The sequence below is a fragment of the Streptomyces sp. MBT65 genome, assembly GCF_016612545.1.
Taxonomy (GTDB): domain Bacteria; phylum Actinomycetota; class Actinomycetes; order Streptomycetales; family Streptomycetaceae; genus Streptomyces.
This window is the reverse complement of sequence record NZ_JAENRY010000097.1, coordinates 1-17,790: the sequence shown is the minus strand read 5'-3', so window position 1 is coordinate 17,790 and position 17,790 is coordinate 1. Positions and strand designations below refer to the sequence as shown.

Genomic DNA, 17,790 nt, shown 5'->3' with positions numbered 1-17,790 from the left:
CGTCCCGTCGCGAACACAACAGAGGGGCCGCACCCCAATGGGTGCGGCCCCTCTCTCAGCTATGCCGAGCGCAGCGGTCAGGCTGCGATGACCTCGATGTTGACCTTGGCGGCAACCTCGGGGTGCAGACGCACAGACGTCTCGTGGGCGCCCAGCGTCTTGATCGGAGCAGACAGCTCGATGCGGCGCTTGTCGACCTCGGGGCCACCGGAAGCCTTGATCGCCGTAGCGATGTCGGCCGGGGTGACGGAACCGAAGAGACGACCGGCGTCGCCGGAGCGGACGGCCAGACGGACCTTGACGCCCTCGAGCTGGGCCTTCACGGAGTTGGCCTGCTCGATGGTCTGGATCTCGTGGATCTTGCGAGCACGACGGATCTGCTCGACATCCTTCTCGCCACCCTTGGTCCAGCGGATAGCGAACTTCCGCGGGATCAGGTAGTTGCGAGCGTAACCGTCCTTGACGTCGACGACGTCGCCGGCGGCACCGAGGCCAGAGACCTCGTGGGTGAGGATGATCTTCATTAGTCGGTCACCCTTCCCTTATCGCGCGGTGGAGGTGTAGGGCAGCAGCGCCATCTCACGGCTGTTCTTCACAGCCGTGGCGACGTCACGCTGGTGCTGCGTGCAGTTGCCGGTCACGCGGCGGGCACGGATCTTGCCGCGGTCGGAAATGAACTTCCGCAGCATGTTCGTGTCCTTGTAGTCCACGTACTGGACCTTGTCCTTGCAGAATGCGCAGACCTTCTTCTTCGGCTTGCGCACAGGCGGCTTCGCCATGGTGTATCTCCTGTGTGATCAAGAAGTGTGGGTACGACCCACCCTCGGCCCGAGGGCCTAGAAGGGGGGTTCGTCCGAGTAGCCGCCTCCGCCGCCACCGCCGGCGCCGCCGGAGTTTCCACCCCAGCCGCCGCCACCGCCGCCGCCCTGGTTTCCACCGGCAGGAGCGCCGGTGGCCCACGGGTCGCCGCCAGGAGCGCCGCCGGCCGGCTGACCGCCGCCGGAGTTTCCACCCCAGCCGCCGCCACCCTGGCCACCGCCGCCACCCTGGCCGCCACGACCCCCACCAGGGGTCTTGGTGACCTTGGCGGTGGCGTAACGCAGCGAAGGACCGATCTCGTCGACCTCGAGCTCCACGACCGTTCGCTTCTCGCCCTGGGGCGTCTCGTACGAACGCTGCCGGAGTCGTCCCTGAGCGACGACGCGCATACCGCGCGTCAGCGACTCGGCGACGTTCTCTGCGGCCTGACGCCAGATCGACGCGCGCAGGAACAGCGCGTCGCCGTCCTTCCACTCGTTGCTCTGGCGGTCGAACGTCCGAGGCGTCGACGCGATCGTGAAGTTCGCGACGGCCGCGCCGGACGGAGTGAAGCGCAGCTCGGGATCATCGGTCAGGTTTCCGACGACGGTGATGACGGTCTCGCCTGCCATGGGGGTACCTCTCGGCGGGTTTGCTGCTCTGGCTGCTTGGGGTGCTGCTACTCGAATCCCGGGATCAGCTGAGCGGAAGCTCAGTGGGTCTCGGGGCGGAGGACCTTGGTCCGGAGGACCGACTCGTTCAGGTTCATCTGGCGGTCGAGCTCCTTGACGACCGCAGGCTCGGCCTGCAGGTCGATGACCGAGTAGATGCCCTCGGGCTTCTTCTTGATCTCGTACGAGAGACGACGACGGCCCCAGGTGTCGACCTTCTCGACCTTTCCGTTGCCCTCACGGACGACGGAGAGGAAGTTCTCGATCAGGGGGGAGACGGCGCGCTCCTCCAGATCGGGGTCGAGGATGACCATCACTTCGTAGTGACGCATGTGGAACCCACCTCCTTTGGACTCAGCGGCCACGGTCGTTCCGTGGCAGGAGGGTTGTGATGCGTGAGCAACAGTGTGTGCCAGTAAAACAGCCGCCACTGACATCGGGTGCCCCTCGCGGGGATTCCGAGCCGTGGCATGGGCAGACACCAGTGCAGAGGGTACAGAGTACCCGCACACCGGCTTCCGGTTGAAATCCGGTGGCGGAGAGCGTCAATCTGTACACATCGGGTGTGTCCGGCGCGACGACGCGCCGCCTTCCGCAGGAGGTGCCACATGGCACAGGCATTGCGACCCAACACCGCCGGCTCTCTCTTCGCCACAGACGGCAAGCCCCATCCGCTCCAGGACACGCTGCTCGCGGTGACCTTGGTGCTCGGGCTGACGGCGTTCACCACCTCGTTCTTCCACAGCCTGCATCTGCTGAGTTCCTGGACCGGCCTGCTGGGGATCCTCACCGGCGCGTACGGGCAGTGGATCTCCGAGACGACGAGGGAGCGCTTCGGCCTGATCCTGGGTCTCGGTGCCGCGGGTGTCGGATTCTTCCTCGGTATGGCGCACGGCGGTCTGTTCGGCGGCGTCATCAGCTGACGGCCCGGAAGCCCACGGCCCGGATACCGACGGCCAGGAAGCCGACGGTCCCGACGCCGTAGTCCGAACTCCGCGTAAATCAGCACGGAACGCCTCGGCGGCCAACAGGCCGAGGCGAAGGTTGCATACGCCCAGTCGGGGCGCTCGCAAGGCGCAGTAGGCTTCGGCGCGAGAGCCGGAGCCCCTGTACCCATGGGGACACACCAGCCCGAGGAGCGCCCCGAATGAGCCTGACCCTGAGGACCATCAGCCGTGAGCAGCATCTGGCATTCATCCAGAGCCTGCCCTCGGCGAGCCACATGCAGGTCCCGGCATGGGCTGACGTAAAGGCGGAGTGGCGCTCCGAGAGCCTCGGCTGGATCGACGAGAAGACCGGCGAACTGGTCGGCGCGGGGCTGGTCCTCTACCGGCAACTCCCCAAGATCAAGCGCTACTTGGCCTATCTGCCCGAGGGCCCGGTCATCAACTGGTTCGCGCCGAATCTGGACGAGTGGCTCCAGCCGATGCTGGCCCACCTCAAGCACCAGGGCGCCTTCTCCGTGAAGATGGGCCCGCCGGTCATCATCCGGCGCTGGGAGGCCACCTCCATCAAGGCCGGCATCCAGAACCCGGACGTGAAGCGACTGCGCGACATCGAGGCCGACTTCATCGAACCTCGCGCCTTCGAGGTGGCCGACAAGCTGCGCCGTATGGGCTGGCAGCAGGGTGAGGACGGCGGCGCCGGCTTCGGCGACGTCCAGCCGCGCTACGTCTACCAGGTGCCGCTGGCGAACCGCTCGCTGGAAGAGGTCCACAAGAACTTCAACCAGCTGTGGCGCCGCAACATCAAGAAGGCCGAGAAGGCCGGTGTCGAGGTCGTCCAGGGCGGCTACCACGACCTGGAGGAGTGGCAGCGGCTGTACGAGATCACGGCCTTGCGCGACCACTTCAGGCCCCGCCCGCTGTCGTACTTCCAGCGCATGTGGACGGCCCTCAACACCGAGGACCCCAACCGGATGCGGCTGTACTTCGCCCGGCACAACGGGGTCAACCTGTCGGCGGCGACGATGCTCGTGGTCGGCGGACACGTCTGGTACTCCTACGGCGCCTCCGACAACATCGGGCGTGAGGTCCGGCCCTCGAACGCGATGCAGTGGCGGATGCTGCGCGACGCCTACGCGCTCGGCGCCACCGTCTACGACCTGCGCGGCATCTCCGACTCGCTGGACGAGACCGACCACCTCTTCGGTCTGATCCAGTTCAAGGTGGGCACCGGCGGACAGGCCGCCGAATACCTCGGCGAGTGGGACTTCCCGCTGAACAAGCTGCTCCACAAGGCGCTCGACATCTACATGTCGCGCCGCTGACCGCACGGTCCTCGCTTCGATAACGTCGATAGCTCCCATACCTCTGATACACCGCAGCCACCCGAAAGGTTCCAGGTCCGGCCATGGCGCTCACGCTCTACGTCGACACTGCTCGCTGGCGGGCGCATCACAAGCACGTTGCCGGGCAGTTCCCGGGGCTCGTCCCGGTCTGCAAGGGCAACGGCTACGGCTTCGGGCACGAGCGGCTGGCGGAGGAGGCGACGCGGCTCGGCGCGGACGTCCTCGCCGTCGGCACGACGTACGAGGCCGCCAGGATCAAGGACTGGTTCGGCGGTGACCTGCTGGTGCTGACGCCGTACCGCCGCGGCGAGGAGCCCGTACCGCTGCCGGACCGGGTCATCCGCTCGGTGTCGTCCATCGACGGTGTCTACGGCCTCGTGGGTGCCCGTGTGGTCATCGAGGTGATGTCCTCGATGAAGCGTCACGGCGTCAGCGAGCAGGAACTGCCGCAGCTGCACTCCGCCATAGAGAACGTGCGTCTGGAGGGCTTCGCCATCCACCTCCCGCTGGACCGCACCGACGGCTCGGACGCCGTCGAGGAGGTCATCGGCTGGATGGACCGCCTGCGGGCCGCCCGGCTGCCGCTACACACGATGTTCGTCAGCCACCTCAAGTCCGAGGACCTGGCCCGGTTGCAGCAGCAGTTCCCGCAGACCCGCTTCCGGGCCCGGATCGGCACGCGGCTGTGGCTGGGGGACCACGAGGCCACCGAGTACCGCGGCGCGGTCCTGGACGTCACCCGGGTCTCCAAGGGCGACCGCTTCGGCTACCGGCAGCAGAAGACGGCCTCTGACGGCTATCTGGTGGTCGTGGCGGGCGGTACGTCTCACGGGGTGGGCCTGGAGGCCCCGAAGGCGCTGCACGGCGTCATGCCGCGCGCCAAGGGCGTCGCCCGGGCCGGCCTCGCCACGGTCAACCGGAACCTCTCTCCGTTCGTCTGGGACGGCAAGCAGCGCTGGTTCGCCGAGCCCCCGCACATGCAGGTCTCGATCCTGTTCGTACCGGTGGAGGCGGCCGAGCCGAAGGTGGGCGAGGAACTGGTGGCCCATCTACGGCACACCACCACGCAGTTCGACCGCATCGTGGACCGCTGAGCCCTTCCACAACAGCCGAAAGGCCGTACACGGGACCTCCCGTGTACGGCCTTTTCGCGTGGTCGCTCCGTCTTGCGTGGGCTCTCGACGCCCTGTTCGCTCAGAGCGAACGGTCGGCCGTTCCCTCGGTGCCCCACTCCACCTGCGGTCCGTCGAAGGGGGCCGCGTGCCGTCCGGGGCGGGCCGCCGCCCCGAACACGAACACGTCCTCCGCCCGGTCGAGGACACCGCCGGAGGGGTCGTCGTCGCCCGCCAGGCGCACCACGTCCCGCTCCGGCATGAGGATGTCCCGCACGATCACGGCGCACAGGTAGAGCGTGCCCAGGATGTGCAGGCCGATGGCCCACCAGTAGCCCTCGGTCGGCAGGCCCTTGTGCGCGTCTCCGCTGGTCGTGTACGCGAGGTACATCCAGATCCCCAGGAAGTACGCCACCTCGCACACCTGCCAGATCAGGAAGTCCCGCCACTTCGGCCGGGCCAGCACGGCGAGGGGGACCAGCCAGAGCACGTACTGGGGTGAGTAGACCTTGTTGGTCACGATGAACGCCGCGACGATCAGGAAGGCCAGTTGCGCGAAGCGCGGCCGGCGCGGAGCGGTCATCGTGAGTGCCGCGATGGCTCCACAGCACAGCAGCATCAGCAGGGTGGCGAACGTGTTGACGGTGTCGGTGCTGAGCGGGTCGGTGGAGTTCTGGGCCAGGATCAGCCAGAACGACCCGAAGTCGACGCCCCGTTCCTGGCTGAACGTGTAGAACTTCGACCAGCCGTCGAAGGCGAAGAGCATCACCGGCAGGTTCACCGCCAGCCAGGCGACGACGGTGCCGCCCAACGCCTTCCCAAAGTCCCGCCACTTGCCCGCGCGCCAGCACAGCAGGAACAGCGGGCCGAGCAGGAACACTGGATACAGCTTGGCGGCCGTTGCAAGGCCCAACAGGACGCCGAACGCGAGGGAACGGCCCCGCGACCACATCAGCATCGCCGCGGCCGTCAGAGCGACCGCCAGCAGGTCCCAGTTGATGGTGGCGGTCAGCGCGAAGGCGGGCGCCAGGGCGACCAGCAGGCCGTCCCAGGGCCGACGGGCGTGCGTACGGCTGACACATACGACGATGACGGCCGCGCAGACCATCAGCATCCCGGCGTTGACCATCCAGTACCACTGTTCCTGGTGCTGGATGCTGCCGCTGCCCGGCGTGAGCCAGGCGGCCACCTCCATGAACACACCGGTCAGCACCGGGTATTCGAGGTACTGCATGTCACCGGGCAGCTTGTCGAAGTACGGCACGAGCCCGTCGGCGAAACCGCGTCCCTGATAGAGGTGCGGGATGTCCGAGTAGCACGCATGCGTGTACTGCGAGCTGGCCCCGAAGAACCAACCGCTGTTGTAGCAGGGCGCCTTCTGGACCAGGCCGAGGGCGAAGACGCCGATCGCCACCAGCGCGACGACCCGTACGGGAGTCCACCAGGACGTCCCCAGGAGAGCGCGCCGGCCGATAGGGCCACCGATCAGTTCACTACCGGCGGCGGCGACCTCATCAACCTTGGTCGGCAGTACCGGATCAGGCTCGTGCACGCTCGTGGGCGTCAGTTCTGCACTGGGCATGGGGCACATCCTGCCGTACGGACCTAGGAGTACGCCGAGGGCCGCCGCAACCTGTGGGATGCGACGGCCCTCGTTTCACGTGAAACATCCTGTGAAGGGTATTTCACGTGAAACACCCTTCACGAGCGATATGACAGCTAGCCGGTTGAGCCTCCGAAGATGCCCCCATTGTCACTGCCTCTGTTACTGCCGCTGCTTTCCGTGGCAGTGGCCGTGGCAGATGGCGAGGTCGTCGTACCTCCGTCGGTGCCACCGTCGTTGCTGCACTGCCAGCTGAACTGGCAGGACTCGGTGGCCGAAGGCGTCGCACTCGGCGTCGTCACGATGGGCGTCTCGCTCGGCGTCTCGCTGGGTGTCTCACTCGGCGTCACCGTGGGCGTCGGAGTGGGAGACGGTGCGCCGGACTCGTCCTCGACATTGTCGATCTTGGTGGCGTCCGGGAAGCCGGGGTCGGACTTCCCCTTCAGCGCGGCCTCCATGTACTCGGTCCACACCGCTGTCGGGATGTCACCACCGTGGATGGACGGCACGCCCGCCGTGCCGTTCATGGAGAGGAGTTGGGCGTCCTTGGGGTTCTCCCTGAACATCGCGATCGACGTCGAGAGCTGCTGGGTGTAGCCGACGAACCAGGCCGACTTGTTGCTGTCGGTGGTACCGGTCTTGCCGGCCGCCGTACGGCCCAGAGCCTTCGCGTTCTTGGCCGTACCGTTCTGGATGACGTTCTCCAGGGTGTTCGTGACGTTGTTCGCCACGTTCGCCGGCATCGCCTGCTTCACAGTCGGCTTGGTGAAGCCGGACACCGGCTGTCCGCCCTCCTTCACGGCCGTCACCGAGTACGGATCCGCCTGCTGGCCGGCCGCGGCGAACGTCGCGTACGCGTCGGCCATCCGGATCGCACTGGGGGTCGACGTACCGATGGCGAAGGAGGGGTTCAGCGTGGCGAAACTGTCGTCCAGTATCCCGGACGCCTTGGCCACGTCCCGCACCTTCGAGTTCCCCACGTCCATGCCCAACTGCACGAACGGCGTGTTGATGGACTGCTCCATCGCCTTGCGCAGCGAGATGTAACCCCAGGGGTAGTTGCTCTCGTTGTTCTGGTAGAAGATCGAGTTGTCCTTGTTCAGGACGTACGTTCCGTCCTGGTTTCTGACCTTGAGATGGTCGTCGCCGTTGTACTTGCTGAGCGGTGAGATACCGGCGCCGTCGGTCTTGTACGTGCCGTACTCCATGGCGGCGGCGAGCACGAACGGCTTCCAGGTCGACCCCACCGGGACACCCGAGGTGTCGGCGTTGTTGGTGAAGTGGCCGTTCTCGTAGCCGTCACCGCCGTAGAGGGCGACGATCGCCCCGTCCTTGGGCACCACCGACGCCGCGCCGAACTGGACGTACTTGTCCAGGTCACGCTTCTTCGGATCGATCCGGTCCTTCTGGATCTTCTTCACGGCCGCGCTCAGCTCGTTGACCTTGTCCTTCTGGAAGGTCGTGTAGATCTGGTAGCCGCCCTGGTCGAACTCGGTCTGCGAGATGTCCGAGTGGTTCAGGACGTACTTCTTGGCCGTGTCCACCAGGTAGCTGATCTGGCCGGTCATGCCCTTGGTCGCCTTGAGTCCCTGGGGCATGGGGTACTTCTTGATGGCCGTCTGGTACTCGGCGTCCGTGATGCGCTTGTCGTCGTGCATCTGCTCCAGGATCCAGGCCCAACGCGCCTTGGAGCGGGCGGTGTTGGACTTGGAGTCCGCCGCCGGGTCGATGTTCGTGGCGCCGATCGGGTCGTAGTACGTCGGCCCCTTCAACAGGGCCGCCAGGAAGGCGCACTGGCTCGGCGTCAGCTTGACCGCGTCCACGCCGTAGTAGGTCTGCGCGGCGGCCTGTATGCCGTAGGCGCCACGGCCGTAGTACGAGGTGTTCAGGTAGCCCTGGAGGACCTGCTGCTTGCTGAGCTGTGTGCCCACCTTGATGGAGATGAACATCTCCCGGAGCTTCCGGGTGACCGTCTGTTCCTGGCTCAGGTAGGTGTTCTTGACGAACTGCTGGGTGATCGTCGAGCCACCCTGCGTCTGACCGCCCCGGGCCATGTTGGCCAGGGCACGGGCGATGCCCATGGGGTCGACGCCCGAGTCCGTGTAGAAGCTCTTGTTCTCGGCCGAGATCACCGACCACTGCATGGCCTTGGGGATCTGCGCGATGTTGATGTTCTGGCGGTTGGTGCCGGTGCCCGTGGCGACCATCTGGTCGCCGTTCGACCAGTAGTAGACGTTGTTCTGCGACTTGGCCGCGGTGTTCTCGCTGGGGATGCCGACCATGGCGTAGCCGACACCGACCGCGGCCACGAGGCTGCCGAAGAAGAACAGACACAGGCCGGAGACAAGCTTCCAGGAGGGCATCCAGCGGCGCCATCCGTACTTGTCGAAGCGCGGATAGTCAATGAACCGCTTCTTGCCGGGCGCTGGAGCGCGTCCTCTGCCCCGGCCCGGCCCGTTCGGGCCGCCGGGACCTTGGCCGGCGGCCTCTCTGCGACGGCCGCCGCCTCTCTGGGCGGCCCGGCGGGCTTCGGCCCGGCTGCCGTACTGGCGCTCTTCACCCCCCGGCACGGCGGAGTTGGACCCATAGGCGTCGGAGGGAGACCCGGTGGTGGCGCCTCGCGGTGCCGCGCGGCGGCCGGAGGTCGGTCCGGGCTGGCCGCGTCGGTCCGCGGCACGTCCGCCTCCCTGCGGCTGCGGCGGTTTGCGACGGTGCTCGCTCATCGAACGATTACTCCTCGGGCAGGCGCACCCGTGCGCGCCTGGAAACGGCGGCTGGTTTCCGGTCCCCCCGAAGTACGGATGTGGTCGGTTCTGCATTCATCCGTACCGCACCGGGGACGTTGACGCCCCCACGCGTCACTTGGTTCCCGGTGGTGTGCATGCCGCACAGACTACGCACCGTCAAAACCTGCTTAGCCCCGAAGTTCACCCCAAATCAGGCAACTTGATTCCAACGAATCAGTGATGTGACGGCGGTCACCATCTCCCCACTTGTCGCATCCGGAAGGCCGTTCTATCGTCTGGATGTATCGAGTCGATACATCAGCTCGACATAAAGGCCGTCACGGACGGACCGCGGACAGGGAGGAGGCGACGATGAGCAGACGCTCCGGCATCCTCGAGTTCGCCATCCTCGGCCTGCTCCGCGAATCCCCGATGCACGGCTATGAGCTGCGCAAACGACTCAACACGTCACTGGGTGTGTTCCGTGCGTTCAGCTACGGGACGCTCTACCCCTGCCTCAAGACGCTGGTCGCCAACGGCTGGTTGATCGAGGAGACGGGGAACACCCCCGAGGACGCCCTTACCGCCACCCTCGCGGGACGCCGCGCCAAGATCGTCTACCGGTTGACGGCGGAAGGTAAGGAGCACTTCGAGGAGCTGCTCTCGCAGACGGGGCCCGACGCGTACGAGGACGAACATTTCGCCGCTCGTTTCGCCTTCTTCGGGCAGACGTCACGCGACGTACGCATGCGCGTACTGGAAGGTCGCCGCAGCCGGCTGGAGGAGCGTCTGGAGAAGATGCGTTCCTCCCTGGCGCGGACCCGGGAGCGCCTCGACGACTACACGCTTGAGCTGCAGCGCCACGGAATGGAGTCCGTGGAGCGCGAAGTGCGCTGGCTGAACGAGCTCATCGAGAGCGAGCGGGCCGGACGGGACCTGCAGGGTCCCGCCTCGGACCGCTCCGCTCAGCAGGACAGCACATCTGGGGAGTCGGGCGGCCTGCCCCGGCTCGGGGGCGCCACCCCCGGGCCGGATCCGTCCGACGAAACCACCACATGAGGTCCAGTCAGGGCCTCACCTCGCACACACAGGGAGCAACCGGAATGGGTTCGGTTCGCGTAGCCATCGTCGGCGTGGGCAACTGCGCCGCCTCACTGGTACAGGGCGTCGAGTACTACAAGGACGCCGATCCGGCCGCCAAGGTGCCCGGTCTGATGCACGTCCAGTTCGGCGAGTACCACGTCGGTGACGTCGAGTTCGTCGCCGCGTTCGACGTCGACGCGAAGAAGGTCGGCCTCGACCTCTCCGACGCCATCGGTGCCAGTGAGAACAACACCATCAAGATCTGCGACGTCCCGAACAAGGGCGTCACGGTCCAGCGCGGTCACACCCTCGACGGCCTGGGCAAGTACTACCGCATGACGATCGAGGAGTCCGACGAGGCCCCGGTCGACGTCGTCCAGATCCTCAAGGACAAGCAGGTCGACGTCCTCATCTGCTACCTGCCCGTCGGTTCCGAGGACGCGGCGAAGTTCTACGCCCAGTGCGCCATCGACGCCAAGGTCGCCTTCGTCAACGCCCTCCCGGTCTTCATCGCCGGCACCAAGGAGTGGGCGGACAAGTTCACCGAGGCCGGTGTCCCGATCGTCGGCGACGACATCAAGTCGCAGGTCGGCGCCACCATCACGCACCGTGTGATGGCGAAGCTGTTCGAAGACCGCGGTGTCCGCCTCGAGCGCACGATGCAGCTCAACGTCGGCGGCAACATGGACTTCAAGAACATGCTGGAGCGCGACCGCCTCGAGTCCAAGAAGATCTCGAAGACGCAGGCCGTCACCTCGCAGATCCCGGACCGCGACCTGGGCGAGAAGAACGTCCACATCGGCCCGTCGGACTACGTCCAGTGGCTCGACGACCGCAAGTGGGCCTACGTCCGCCTCGAGGGCCGCGCCTTCGGCGATGTCCCGCTGAACCTCGAGTACAAGCTCGAGGTCTGGGACTCCCCGAACTCCGCGGGTGTCATCATCGACGCCCTGCGCGCCGCGAAGATCGCCAAGGACCGCGGCATCGGCGGCCCGATCCTCTCCGCGTCGAGCTACTTCATGAAGTCCCCGCCGGTCCAGTACTTCGACGACGAGGCCTACGCGAACGTCGAGAAGTTCATCAAGGGCGAGGTCGAGCGCTAAGCCCCGCCGTCCGTTCGTCGAGGGTCCCCGGGGCATCCGCCCGGGGACCCTCCTCGTATGTGAGGCTGTGCCCATGGCCGTCGTCCGTGACCTGCGCATCCTCCTGCGCTTCCAGGGCTTCCGGCGCCTGCTCGCCGTACGTCTCCTCTCCCAGGGCGCGGACGGCGTCTACCAGGTGGCACTCGCCGCCTACGTCGTCTTCTCCCCGGAGAAACAGACCTCGGCCGCCGCGATCGCCTCCGCGATGGCGGTCCTGCTCCTCCCGTACTCCCTCATCGGCCCCTTCGCCGGCGTCCTCCTGGACCGCTGGCGCCGCCGCCAGGTCTTCCTCTACGGCAACCTGCTGCGCGCCCTGCTGGCCGCACTGACCGCCGTCCTGATGGTGAGCCACGTCCCGGACTGGCTCTTCTACGTCTCCGCGCTGTGCGTCACCGCCGTCAACCGTTTCGTGCTCGCCGGCCTGTCCGCCGCGCTCCCGCGCGTGGTCGACGACGAACGGCTGGTCATCGCCAACTCCCTTTCCCCCACGGCCGGAACACTGGCGGCGACACTGGGCGGCGGCCTCGCCTTCCTCGTCCGGCTGCTGGTCGCGGACACCGCCGCCGCGGTGGTCCTGCTGGGAGCGGCCCTCTACCTGTGCGCGGCCCTCACGTCCTTGCGCATGGCCCCCGAACTCCTCGGCCCCGACCAGGCGTTGACCCGGCCCCGCCTCGCCACGGCCCTCGCCGGCACCGCCCGGGACCTGACAGCGGCCGTACGGCACCTCACCGCGCCGCGGCGCCGGGAGGCGCTCTGGGTGCTCGCCGCGATGACACTGATGCGCTTCTGCTACGGCGCCCTGACCGTCCTGCTGCTGATGCTCTGCCGGTACGCCCTGTCGTCGACCCCGGACGACGGACTGCGCCTGCTGGGACTCGCGTTGGGGATCTCCGGCGCCGGCTTCTTCGTGGCGGCCGTCGTGACGCCCTGGGCCGCCGGACGACTCGGCCCCGGCCGCTGGATCGCCGTGTGTGCCGCGGGCGCCGCGCTTCTGGAACCGGCACTCGGCCTCCCGTTCACCACCGCCCCCATGCTGGCGGCCGCCTTCGTCCTCGGCCTGACCACCCAGGGCGCGAAGATCGCCACCGACACCATCGTGCAGTTCTCGGTGGACGACGGCTTCCGCGGCCGGATCTTCTCCGTCTACGACGTGCTGTTCAACGTCGCCTTCGTCGGCGCCGCCGCGATGGCCGCGCTGATGCTTCCCCCTGACGGCCGCTCAGCGGTGCTGGTGATCACGGTGGCCGTCGTCTACGGAGCGGTTGCTGCGGCTATGGCCCACTTTGAGCGCCGGAAAGTGTCACATCACTGACACGGAGCCCAGCTGGGTCTCAGCTGTGTCAGTGGGGGCCGGTAGCTTACGTGCGTCTTACTTCGCACCATGTCGCGTGCCATGCCGCGCCATGCGTCCACGTTCCAGGGGGGACCCCGAATGACAACTCCGCCGCCTCAGAGCCAGAACCCATACGCCCAGGATCCGAACCCGTACGCCCAGGGCCAGCAGCCCTACGGCGGCCAGCCTCAGGGGCAAGCTCCCTACCCGCCTCAGGCCCAGGCCCAGCAGGCGCCGTATCCGCCGCAGCCTCAGGCCCCGTACCCGCCGCAGGGCGGCTACCCGCAGCAGCCCGGTCAGCCCGGTTTCCCGCCCCAGGGCGGTGCTCCGTTCGCTCCGGTCCCGCCGCAGCCGAAGCGCAAGTTCAGCTTCAAGATGATCCGGCTCGCCGTCGTCATCGTGATCGCTGCCGGCGCGGCGATCTTCAGTTACATATCGAGCCAGGACGACGCCGACACCGCAAAGGTCGGCGACTGCATGCACCGCGGCAGCACCAGCGACACCAACCCGGACCTTGAGGTCGTGAAGTGCAGCGACGCGAAGGCCCAGTACGTGGTGCTGGCCAAGATCAGCGGCACGTACTCCGAGACCACAGCCGACGCCAAGTGCACGGCGGCCGCGAAGGACTTCCAGTACTCGTACACCGAGAGCGGCGACGGCAGTAACTTCCTGCTCTGCCTGAAGGACTACTCGAAGTAAGGCAGATGTAGCGAGGGGCGATGTTTCACGTGAAACATCGCCCCCGAATGCGGTCCGGGGTCATGTTTCACGTGAAACATGACCCCGTTCCGCAACCTCAGCTCTCCGAGGCCCACCACTCCTTGAGTGCGGCCACCGCCGCCTCATGCTCCATCGGCCCGTTCTCCAGCCGCAGTTCCAGCAGGAACTTGTAAGCGCGACCGATGACCGGCCCGGGCCTGACATCCAGGATCTCCATGATCTGGTTGCCGTCGAGGTCGGGTCGGATCGAGTCCAGCTCCTCCTGCTGCTGCAGTTGGGCGATGCGTTCCTCCAGACCGTCGTACGCACGGGACAGCGCGGCGGCCCTGCGCTTGTTCCGCGTGGTGCAGTCCGAGCGGGTCAGCTTGTGGAGGCGGTCCAGGAGCGGGCCGGCGTCCCGGACATAGCGGCGGACGGCCGAGTCGGTCCACTCTCCGGTGCCGTAGCCGTGGAAGCGCAGGTGAAGTTCGACGAGCTGCGAGACGTCCTTCACCAGGTCGTTGGAGTACTTGAGCGCCAGCATGCGCTTCTTGGTCATCTTCGCGCCGACCACCTCGTGGTGGTGGAACGAGACCCGGCCGTCGTTCTCGAACCTGCGGGTGCGCGGCTTGCCGATGTCGTGCAGCAGCGCGGCCAGGCGGAGGGTGAGGTCGGGACCGTTCTCCTCCAGTTCGATCGCCTGCTCCAGAACGATCAGCGTGTGTTCGTAGACGTCCTTGTGCCGGTGGTGCTCGTCGCTCTCCAGCCGGAGGGCGGGAAGCTCGGGCAGGACATGGTCGGCGAGTCCGGTGTCGACGAGCAGCGTCAGTCCCTTGCGGGGGTTCGCGGAGAGGATCAGCTTGTTCAGCTCGTCCCGCACCCGCTCGGCCGAGACGATCTCGATCCGCCCGGACATCTCCGTCATCGCCGCGACGACCTCGGGAGCGACCTCGAAGTCGAGCTGAGCGGCGAAGCGTGCCGCCCGCATCATCCGCAGCGGATCGTCCGAGAAGGACGCCTCGGGGGTGCCCGGGGTGCGCAGCACACGAGCCGCGAGGTCGTCGAGGCCGCCGTGCGGGTCGATGAACTTCTTCTCCGGGAGCGCGACAGCCATCGCGTTCACCGTGAAGTCCCGCCGGACGAGGTCTTCCTCGATGGAGTCGCCGTACGACACCTCGGGCTTGCGCGAGGTGCGGTCGTACGCCTCCGACCGGTAGGTGGTCACCTCGATCTGGTAGCCGTCCTTCTGCGCCCCGACCGTGCCGAAGGCGATCCCGACCTCCCACACGGCGTCCGCCCACGGCCGGACGATCTTCAGTACGTCCTCGGGACGGGCGTCCGTCGTGAAGTCCAGGTCGTTGCCGAGCCGCTCGAGCAGCGCGTCCCGGACCGAGCCGCCGACCAGGGCGAGGGAGAACCCGGCCTCCTGGAAACGGCGGGCGAGGTCGTCGGCGACGGGAGCCACCCGCAGCAGCTCGCTCACCGCGCGATGCTGCACCTGGCTCAGGGCACTGGGGTTGTCTTCGTTGGCGTTCGGCACAACAGAAAAGGGTACGTGGCCCGGGCCACCGCGAGCGCCCCCATTAAATGTGCACGGACACGTCCCCTGATATCCGCGCAAGCACTGCCCTTGCGACGTACCCGAGCCCTCCCCTTTATACGGGCACATACGGGACGGTCCGGCGCTGTTCTCCGATCTTGTGGAGCAGACCGCGGCACTTCCCCTCAGCGCGCATCGTTACCATGCGTGGACGCACATTGCGACGACCACTGACGATGACGAGGGACGGGCGAGCGCGTGGCCGAGGCGGCAGACTTCCAGGGGACGTGTCCCTCACCTGCCCGCCGGTGGCTGCGGCGCACCGGCACACTGCTCGCCGGGGCGCCTCTGCTGGCCGGCCTCCTCCAGCTGTCCGCCGTCTCGCCCGCCGGTGCGGCCGAGCAGACGTCCGCGAAGGCGGCCTCCGGCTCGCAGACGGTGTCCGTCTCCCTGGACACGCTCAGCCCCAGCATCCCCACCGACGGGGACACCCTGACCATCTCCGGCACGGTGACCAACAACGGCAAGCAGGCGGTCACCGACGCCCATGTGGGCCTGCGGCTGGGACAGGCGCTCAGCACCCGCTCGGCGATCGACAGCGTCGCCAAGCGCACCGACTACGTCCAGGGCGTCGACGGCTCGGAACTCGACGACAAGTACACCGAGCAGTTCTCCAAGCTCACTCCGGGCGTCGCCGAACCCTTCACCCTCTCCGTACCGGTCGACAAGCTGGATCTCGGTGACGACGGCGTCTACCCGCTCGGTGTCTCGCTCTCCGGCCAGACCTCGGCGCAGCCGTGGGAGCAGGTGCTGGGCATCCAGCGGACGTTCCTGCCGTGGCAGCCCGACGACGCGGACACGAAGACGAAGACGACGTATCTGTGGCCGCTCGTCTCCGGCGTCCACATGACCGCGCAGACGGGTTCCAACGAGCAGCAGACACCGGTCTTCCTCAACGACGACCTGGCCAAGGAGATCGCCCCGGGCGGGCGCCTGGACCAGATGCTGTCGCTCGGCAAGGATCTCGACGTCACCTGGGTGATCGACCCGGACCTGCTGGCCTCCGTCGACGCGATGACCCGCAACTACAAGATCCAGGGCGACGGCGACACCACGACGACGGGCACCCACCAGGCGGTCGCCAAGGCGTGGCTCGCCGAACTGCAGTCGGCGGTGACGGACAAGGAAGTCGTCGCCCTCCCGTTCTCCGACCCCGACCTGGCGTCCCTCGCCCACAACGGCACCAGCGTCACCGGCTCGCTGAGCCACCTCAAGGACGCCACGGACGTCGCCGCGACCACCGTGGAGACGGTGCTCCACGTGACCCCGACCACGGACTTCGCGTGGCCGGTGAACGGCGCCGTGGACCCGTCGATCATCAAGGTGGCCACCTCGGCCGGCGCTGACAAGGTGATCGCCCGCAGCGACAGCCTCCAGGAGACCGGCGACCTGTCGTACACCCCTTCCGCCGCCCGCCCCATCGGCGGCGGTACGACCGCGGTGGTCGCGGACTCGCGGCTCTCGACGGCGTTCCAGGGGGACCTGACGACGGCCGGGGCCGCCACGCTCGCCGAGCAGCGGTTCCTCGCCCAGAGCCTGACGCTCGACCTGCAGACGGACAAGCAGCGCAGCATCGTCGTCGCCCCGCAGCGCATGCCGACCGCGAGCCAGGCCCAGACGATGGCCGAGGCGCTGACGGCCCTCCAGGGCAGCACCTGGAGCGAGCCGCAGGATCTCGCAGCGGCGGCCAAGGCCAAGCCCGACCCGAACGCCACGACGAAGATCCCGTCGTCCTCCGCGTATCCCTCCTCGCTGCGCAAGCAGGAGCTGCCGAAGTCGGCCTTCGAGCAGATCGCGGCCACCCAGGACAAGCTCGACAACTTCCGGGTGATCCTCACCGACGAGTCCCGGGTCGTGACCCCCTTCGGGCGGGCCATGAACCGTGAGATGTCCACGTCGTGGCGGGGGCAGGCGGGCGAGGCGACCAACTTCCGCCAGGGCGTGCTGAACTACCTCGACGACCTCACCGACCAGGTGAAGCTGATCGACAAGTCCGAGACCAAGCTCTCGGGCCGCAGCGCCACGATCCCGGTGACCGTGCAGAACAATCTGGTGCAGGGCGTCGAGCGCTTGGTCCTGCGCCTCACCTCGACGAGCCCCACGCGCCTGAAGATCGACGGCAAGGCCTACAGCGAACAGCAGGTCACGGTGAACGGCGGGCACAGCCAGTCCGTGAAGTTCCCCACGTCGGCGAACGCCAACGGCGAGGTGGGCGTGACCGCCCAGCTGTACACGGAGGACGGCCAGGTGTACGGGCAGGCCGTCCGCTTCGACGTGAAGGTCACCGAGGTCACGGCCACCGTCATGCTGGTCATCGGCGGCGGTGTCCTGCTGCTCGTCCTCGCCGGCTTCCGGATGTACACCCACCGCAAGCGCGCAGTAGCCCGCCAGGCCGAGGAGGGTCCCGACGGACCCGACGACGAAGCGGCGGAGGAGCCCGACGGCCCGGAGAACCCCGAAGGCCCCCAGGACCGTCTCAAGGAGGAGTCCGGCGCTCCGTCCCGGGCAGACGACCCGGAGCAGCCGAGTGACCCGACACCGGACACCGCACCGGAAAGCGCCGACCCGTCCGGCACGGGTGAGAGAGTGGACCGTTGAGCGATGTCGTGGCCGGTGGGCCCGGGGACGATGAGGTGGGGTAACCATGAACGCGCCGTACGACGGTGACCGCGGTCAGGGCGCGGGCGGCTCGGGCTACCCCGAGAGTCCGCCGCCCGCGCCCTGACCGCGGTC

Annotated in this window: 15 protein-coding genes; 8 read left to right on the top strand and 7 right to left on the bottom strand. The window is 67.5% G+C overall.

Annotated elements, in window-relative coordinates; all coding sequences use genetic code 11:
• Positions 1 to 77: 77 nt before the first annotated feature.
• From rplI to rpsF, 4 genes are all read right to left on the bottom strand, one after another.
• A complete protein-coding gene (rplI, locus tag JHN63_RS22750) occupies positions 78 to 524 on the bottom strand; it encodes a 50S ribosomal protein L9 (protein WP_200683155.1) in 447 nt (148 codons plus the stop codon).
• Positions 525 to 542: 18 nt separating this feature from the next.
• Positions 543 to 779 (bottom strand): 30S ribosomal protein S18, encoded by a 237-nt coding sequence (gene rpsR, locus JHN63_RS22745; RefSeq protein ID WP_006381652.1) that lies wholly within the window; start codon positions 777 to 779, stop codon positions 543 to 545.
• Positions 780 to 836: 57 nt separating this feature from the next.
• A complete protein-coding gene (locus JHN63_RS22740) occupies positions 837 to 1,430 on the bottom strand; it encodes a single-stranded DNA-binding protein (protein WP_200683153.1) in 594 nt (197 codons plus the stop codon).
• Positions 1,431 to 1,510: 80 nt separating this feature from the next.
• Positions 1,511 to 1,801 carry a 30S ribosomal protein S6 gene (gene rpsF, locus JHN63_RS22735; RefSeq protein WP_006604399.1) on the bottom strand — a complete coding sequence of 97 codons (291 nt, stop codon included), beginning with the start codon at positions 1,799 to 1,801 and terminating at the stop codon, positions 1,511 to 1,513.
• A 276-nt stretch (positions 1,802 to 2,077) separates the two neighbouring features.
• On the opposite strand from rpsF, the gene JHN63_RS22730 reads away from it, so the two are divergent.
• The 3 genes from JHN63_RS22730 (at position 2,078) to JHN63_RS22720 (ending at position 4,853) form a co-directional block, all read left to right on the top strand.
• Positions 2,078 to 2,392 (top strand): hypothetical protein, encoded by a 315-nt coding sequence (locus JHN63_RS22730; protein WP_200683151.1) that lies wholly within the window; start codon positions 2,078 to 2,080, stop codon positions 2,390 to 2,392.
• 224 nt (positions 2,393 to 2,616) lie between these two features.
• Positions 2,617 to 3,738: a peptidoglycan bridge formation glycyltransferase FemX gene (gene femX / locus JHN63_RS22725; protein ID WP_200683149.1), complete on the top strand. Its 1,122-nt coding sequence runs from the start codon at positions 2,617 to 2,619 to the stop codon at positions 3,736 to 3,738.
• A gap of 83 nt (positions 3,739 to 3,821) precedes the next feature.
• The gene (locus tag JHN63_RS22720; RefSeq protein ID WP_200683147.1) at positions 3,822 to 4,853 is read left to right on the top strand and encodes an alanine racemase; all 1,032 of its coding nucleotides are present in this window, start codon (positions 3,822 to 3,824) and stop codon (positions 4,851 to 4,853) included.
• A gap of 100 nt (positions 4,854 to 4,953) precedes the next feature.
• On the opposite strand, the gene JHN63_RS22715 is transcribed toward JHN63_RS22720, so the two are convergent.
• Both JHN63_RS22715 and JHN63_RS22710 read right to left on the bottom strand, forming a co-directional pair.
• Positions 4,954 to 6,462, bottom strand: coding sequence for a glycosyltransferase family 87 protein (locus tag JHN63_RS22715; protein WP_200683145.1), 1,509 nt, complete (start codon positions 6,460 to 6,462; stop codon positions 4,954 to 4,956).
• 128 nt (positions 6,463 to 6,590) lie between these two features.
• Positions 6,591 to 8,837, bottom strand: coding sequence for a transglycosylase domain-containing protein (locus tag JHN63_RS22710; protein WP_200683184.1), 2,247 nt, complete (start codon positions 8,835 to 8,837; stop codon positions 6,591 to 6,593).
• A 735-nt stretch (positions 8,838 to 9,572) separates the two neighbouring features.
• Here JHN63_RS22710 and JHN63_RS22705 point away from each other — a divergent pair.
• From JHN63_RS22705 to JHN63_RS22690, 4 genes are all read left to right on the top strand, one after another.
• Complete coding sequence (locus JHN63_RS22705; protein ID WP_200683137.1) at positions 9,573 to 10,259, top strand: PadR family transcriptional regulator; 687 nt, start codon at positions 9,573 to 9,575, stop codon at positions 10,257 to 10,259.
• A gap of 44 nt (positions 10,260 to 10,303) precedes the next feature.
• A complete protein-coding gene (locus JHN63_RS22700) occupies positions 10,304 to 11,386 on the top strand; it encodes an inositol-3-phosphate synthase (protein WP_200683135.1) in 1,083 nt (360 codons plus the stop codon).
• 73 nt (positions 11,387 to 11,459) lie between these two features.
• Positions 11,460 to 12,737, top strand: coding sequence for an MFS transporter (locus tag JHN63_RS22695; protein WP_200683126.1), 1,278 nt, complete (start codon positions 11,460 to 11,462; stop codon positions 12,735 to 12,737).
• A 120-nt stretch (positions 12,738 to 12,857) separates the two neighbouring features.
• Positions 12,858 to 13,457: a hypothetical protein gene (locus JHN63_RS22690; RefSeq protein ID WP_200683124.1), complete on the top strand. Its 600-nt coding sequence runs from the start codon at positions 12,858 to 12,860 to the stop codon at positions 13,455 to 13,457.
• A 97-nt stretch (positions 13,458 to 13,554) separates the two neighbouring features.
• Here JHN63_RS22690 and JHN63_RS22685 read toward each other — a convergent pair whose 3' ends face one another.
• A complete protein-coding gene (locus JHN63_RS22685; RefSeq protein WP_200683122.1) occupies positions 13,555 to 14,997 on the bottom strand; it encodes a CCA tRNA nucleotidyltransferase in 1,443 nt (480 codons plus the stop codon).
• Between the two features lie 258 nt (positions 14,998 to 15,255).
• Between JHN63_RS22685 and JHN63_RS22680 the strand changes: the two genes are divergently transcribed.
• Positions 15,256 to 17,655: a DUF6049 family protein gene (locus tag JHN63_RS22680; protein WP_200683114.1), complete on the top strand. Its 2,400-nt coding sequence runs from the start codon at positions 15,256 to 15,258 to the stop codon at positions 17,653 to 17,655.
• Positions 17,656 to 17,790: the final 135 nt, after the last annotated feature.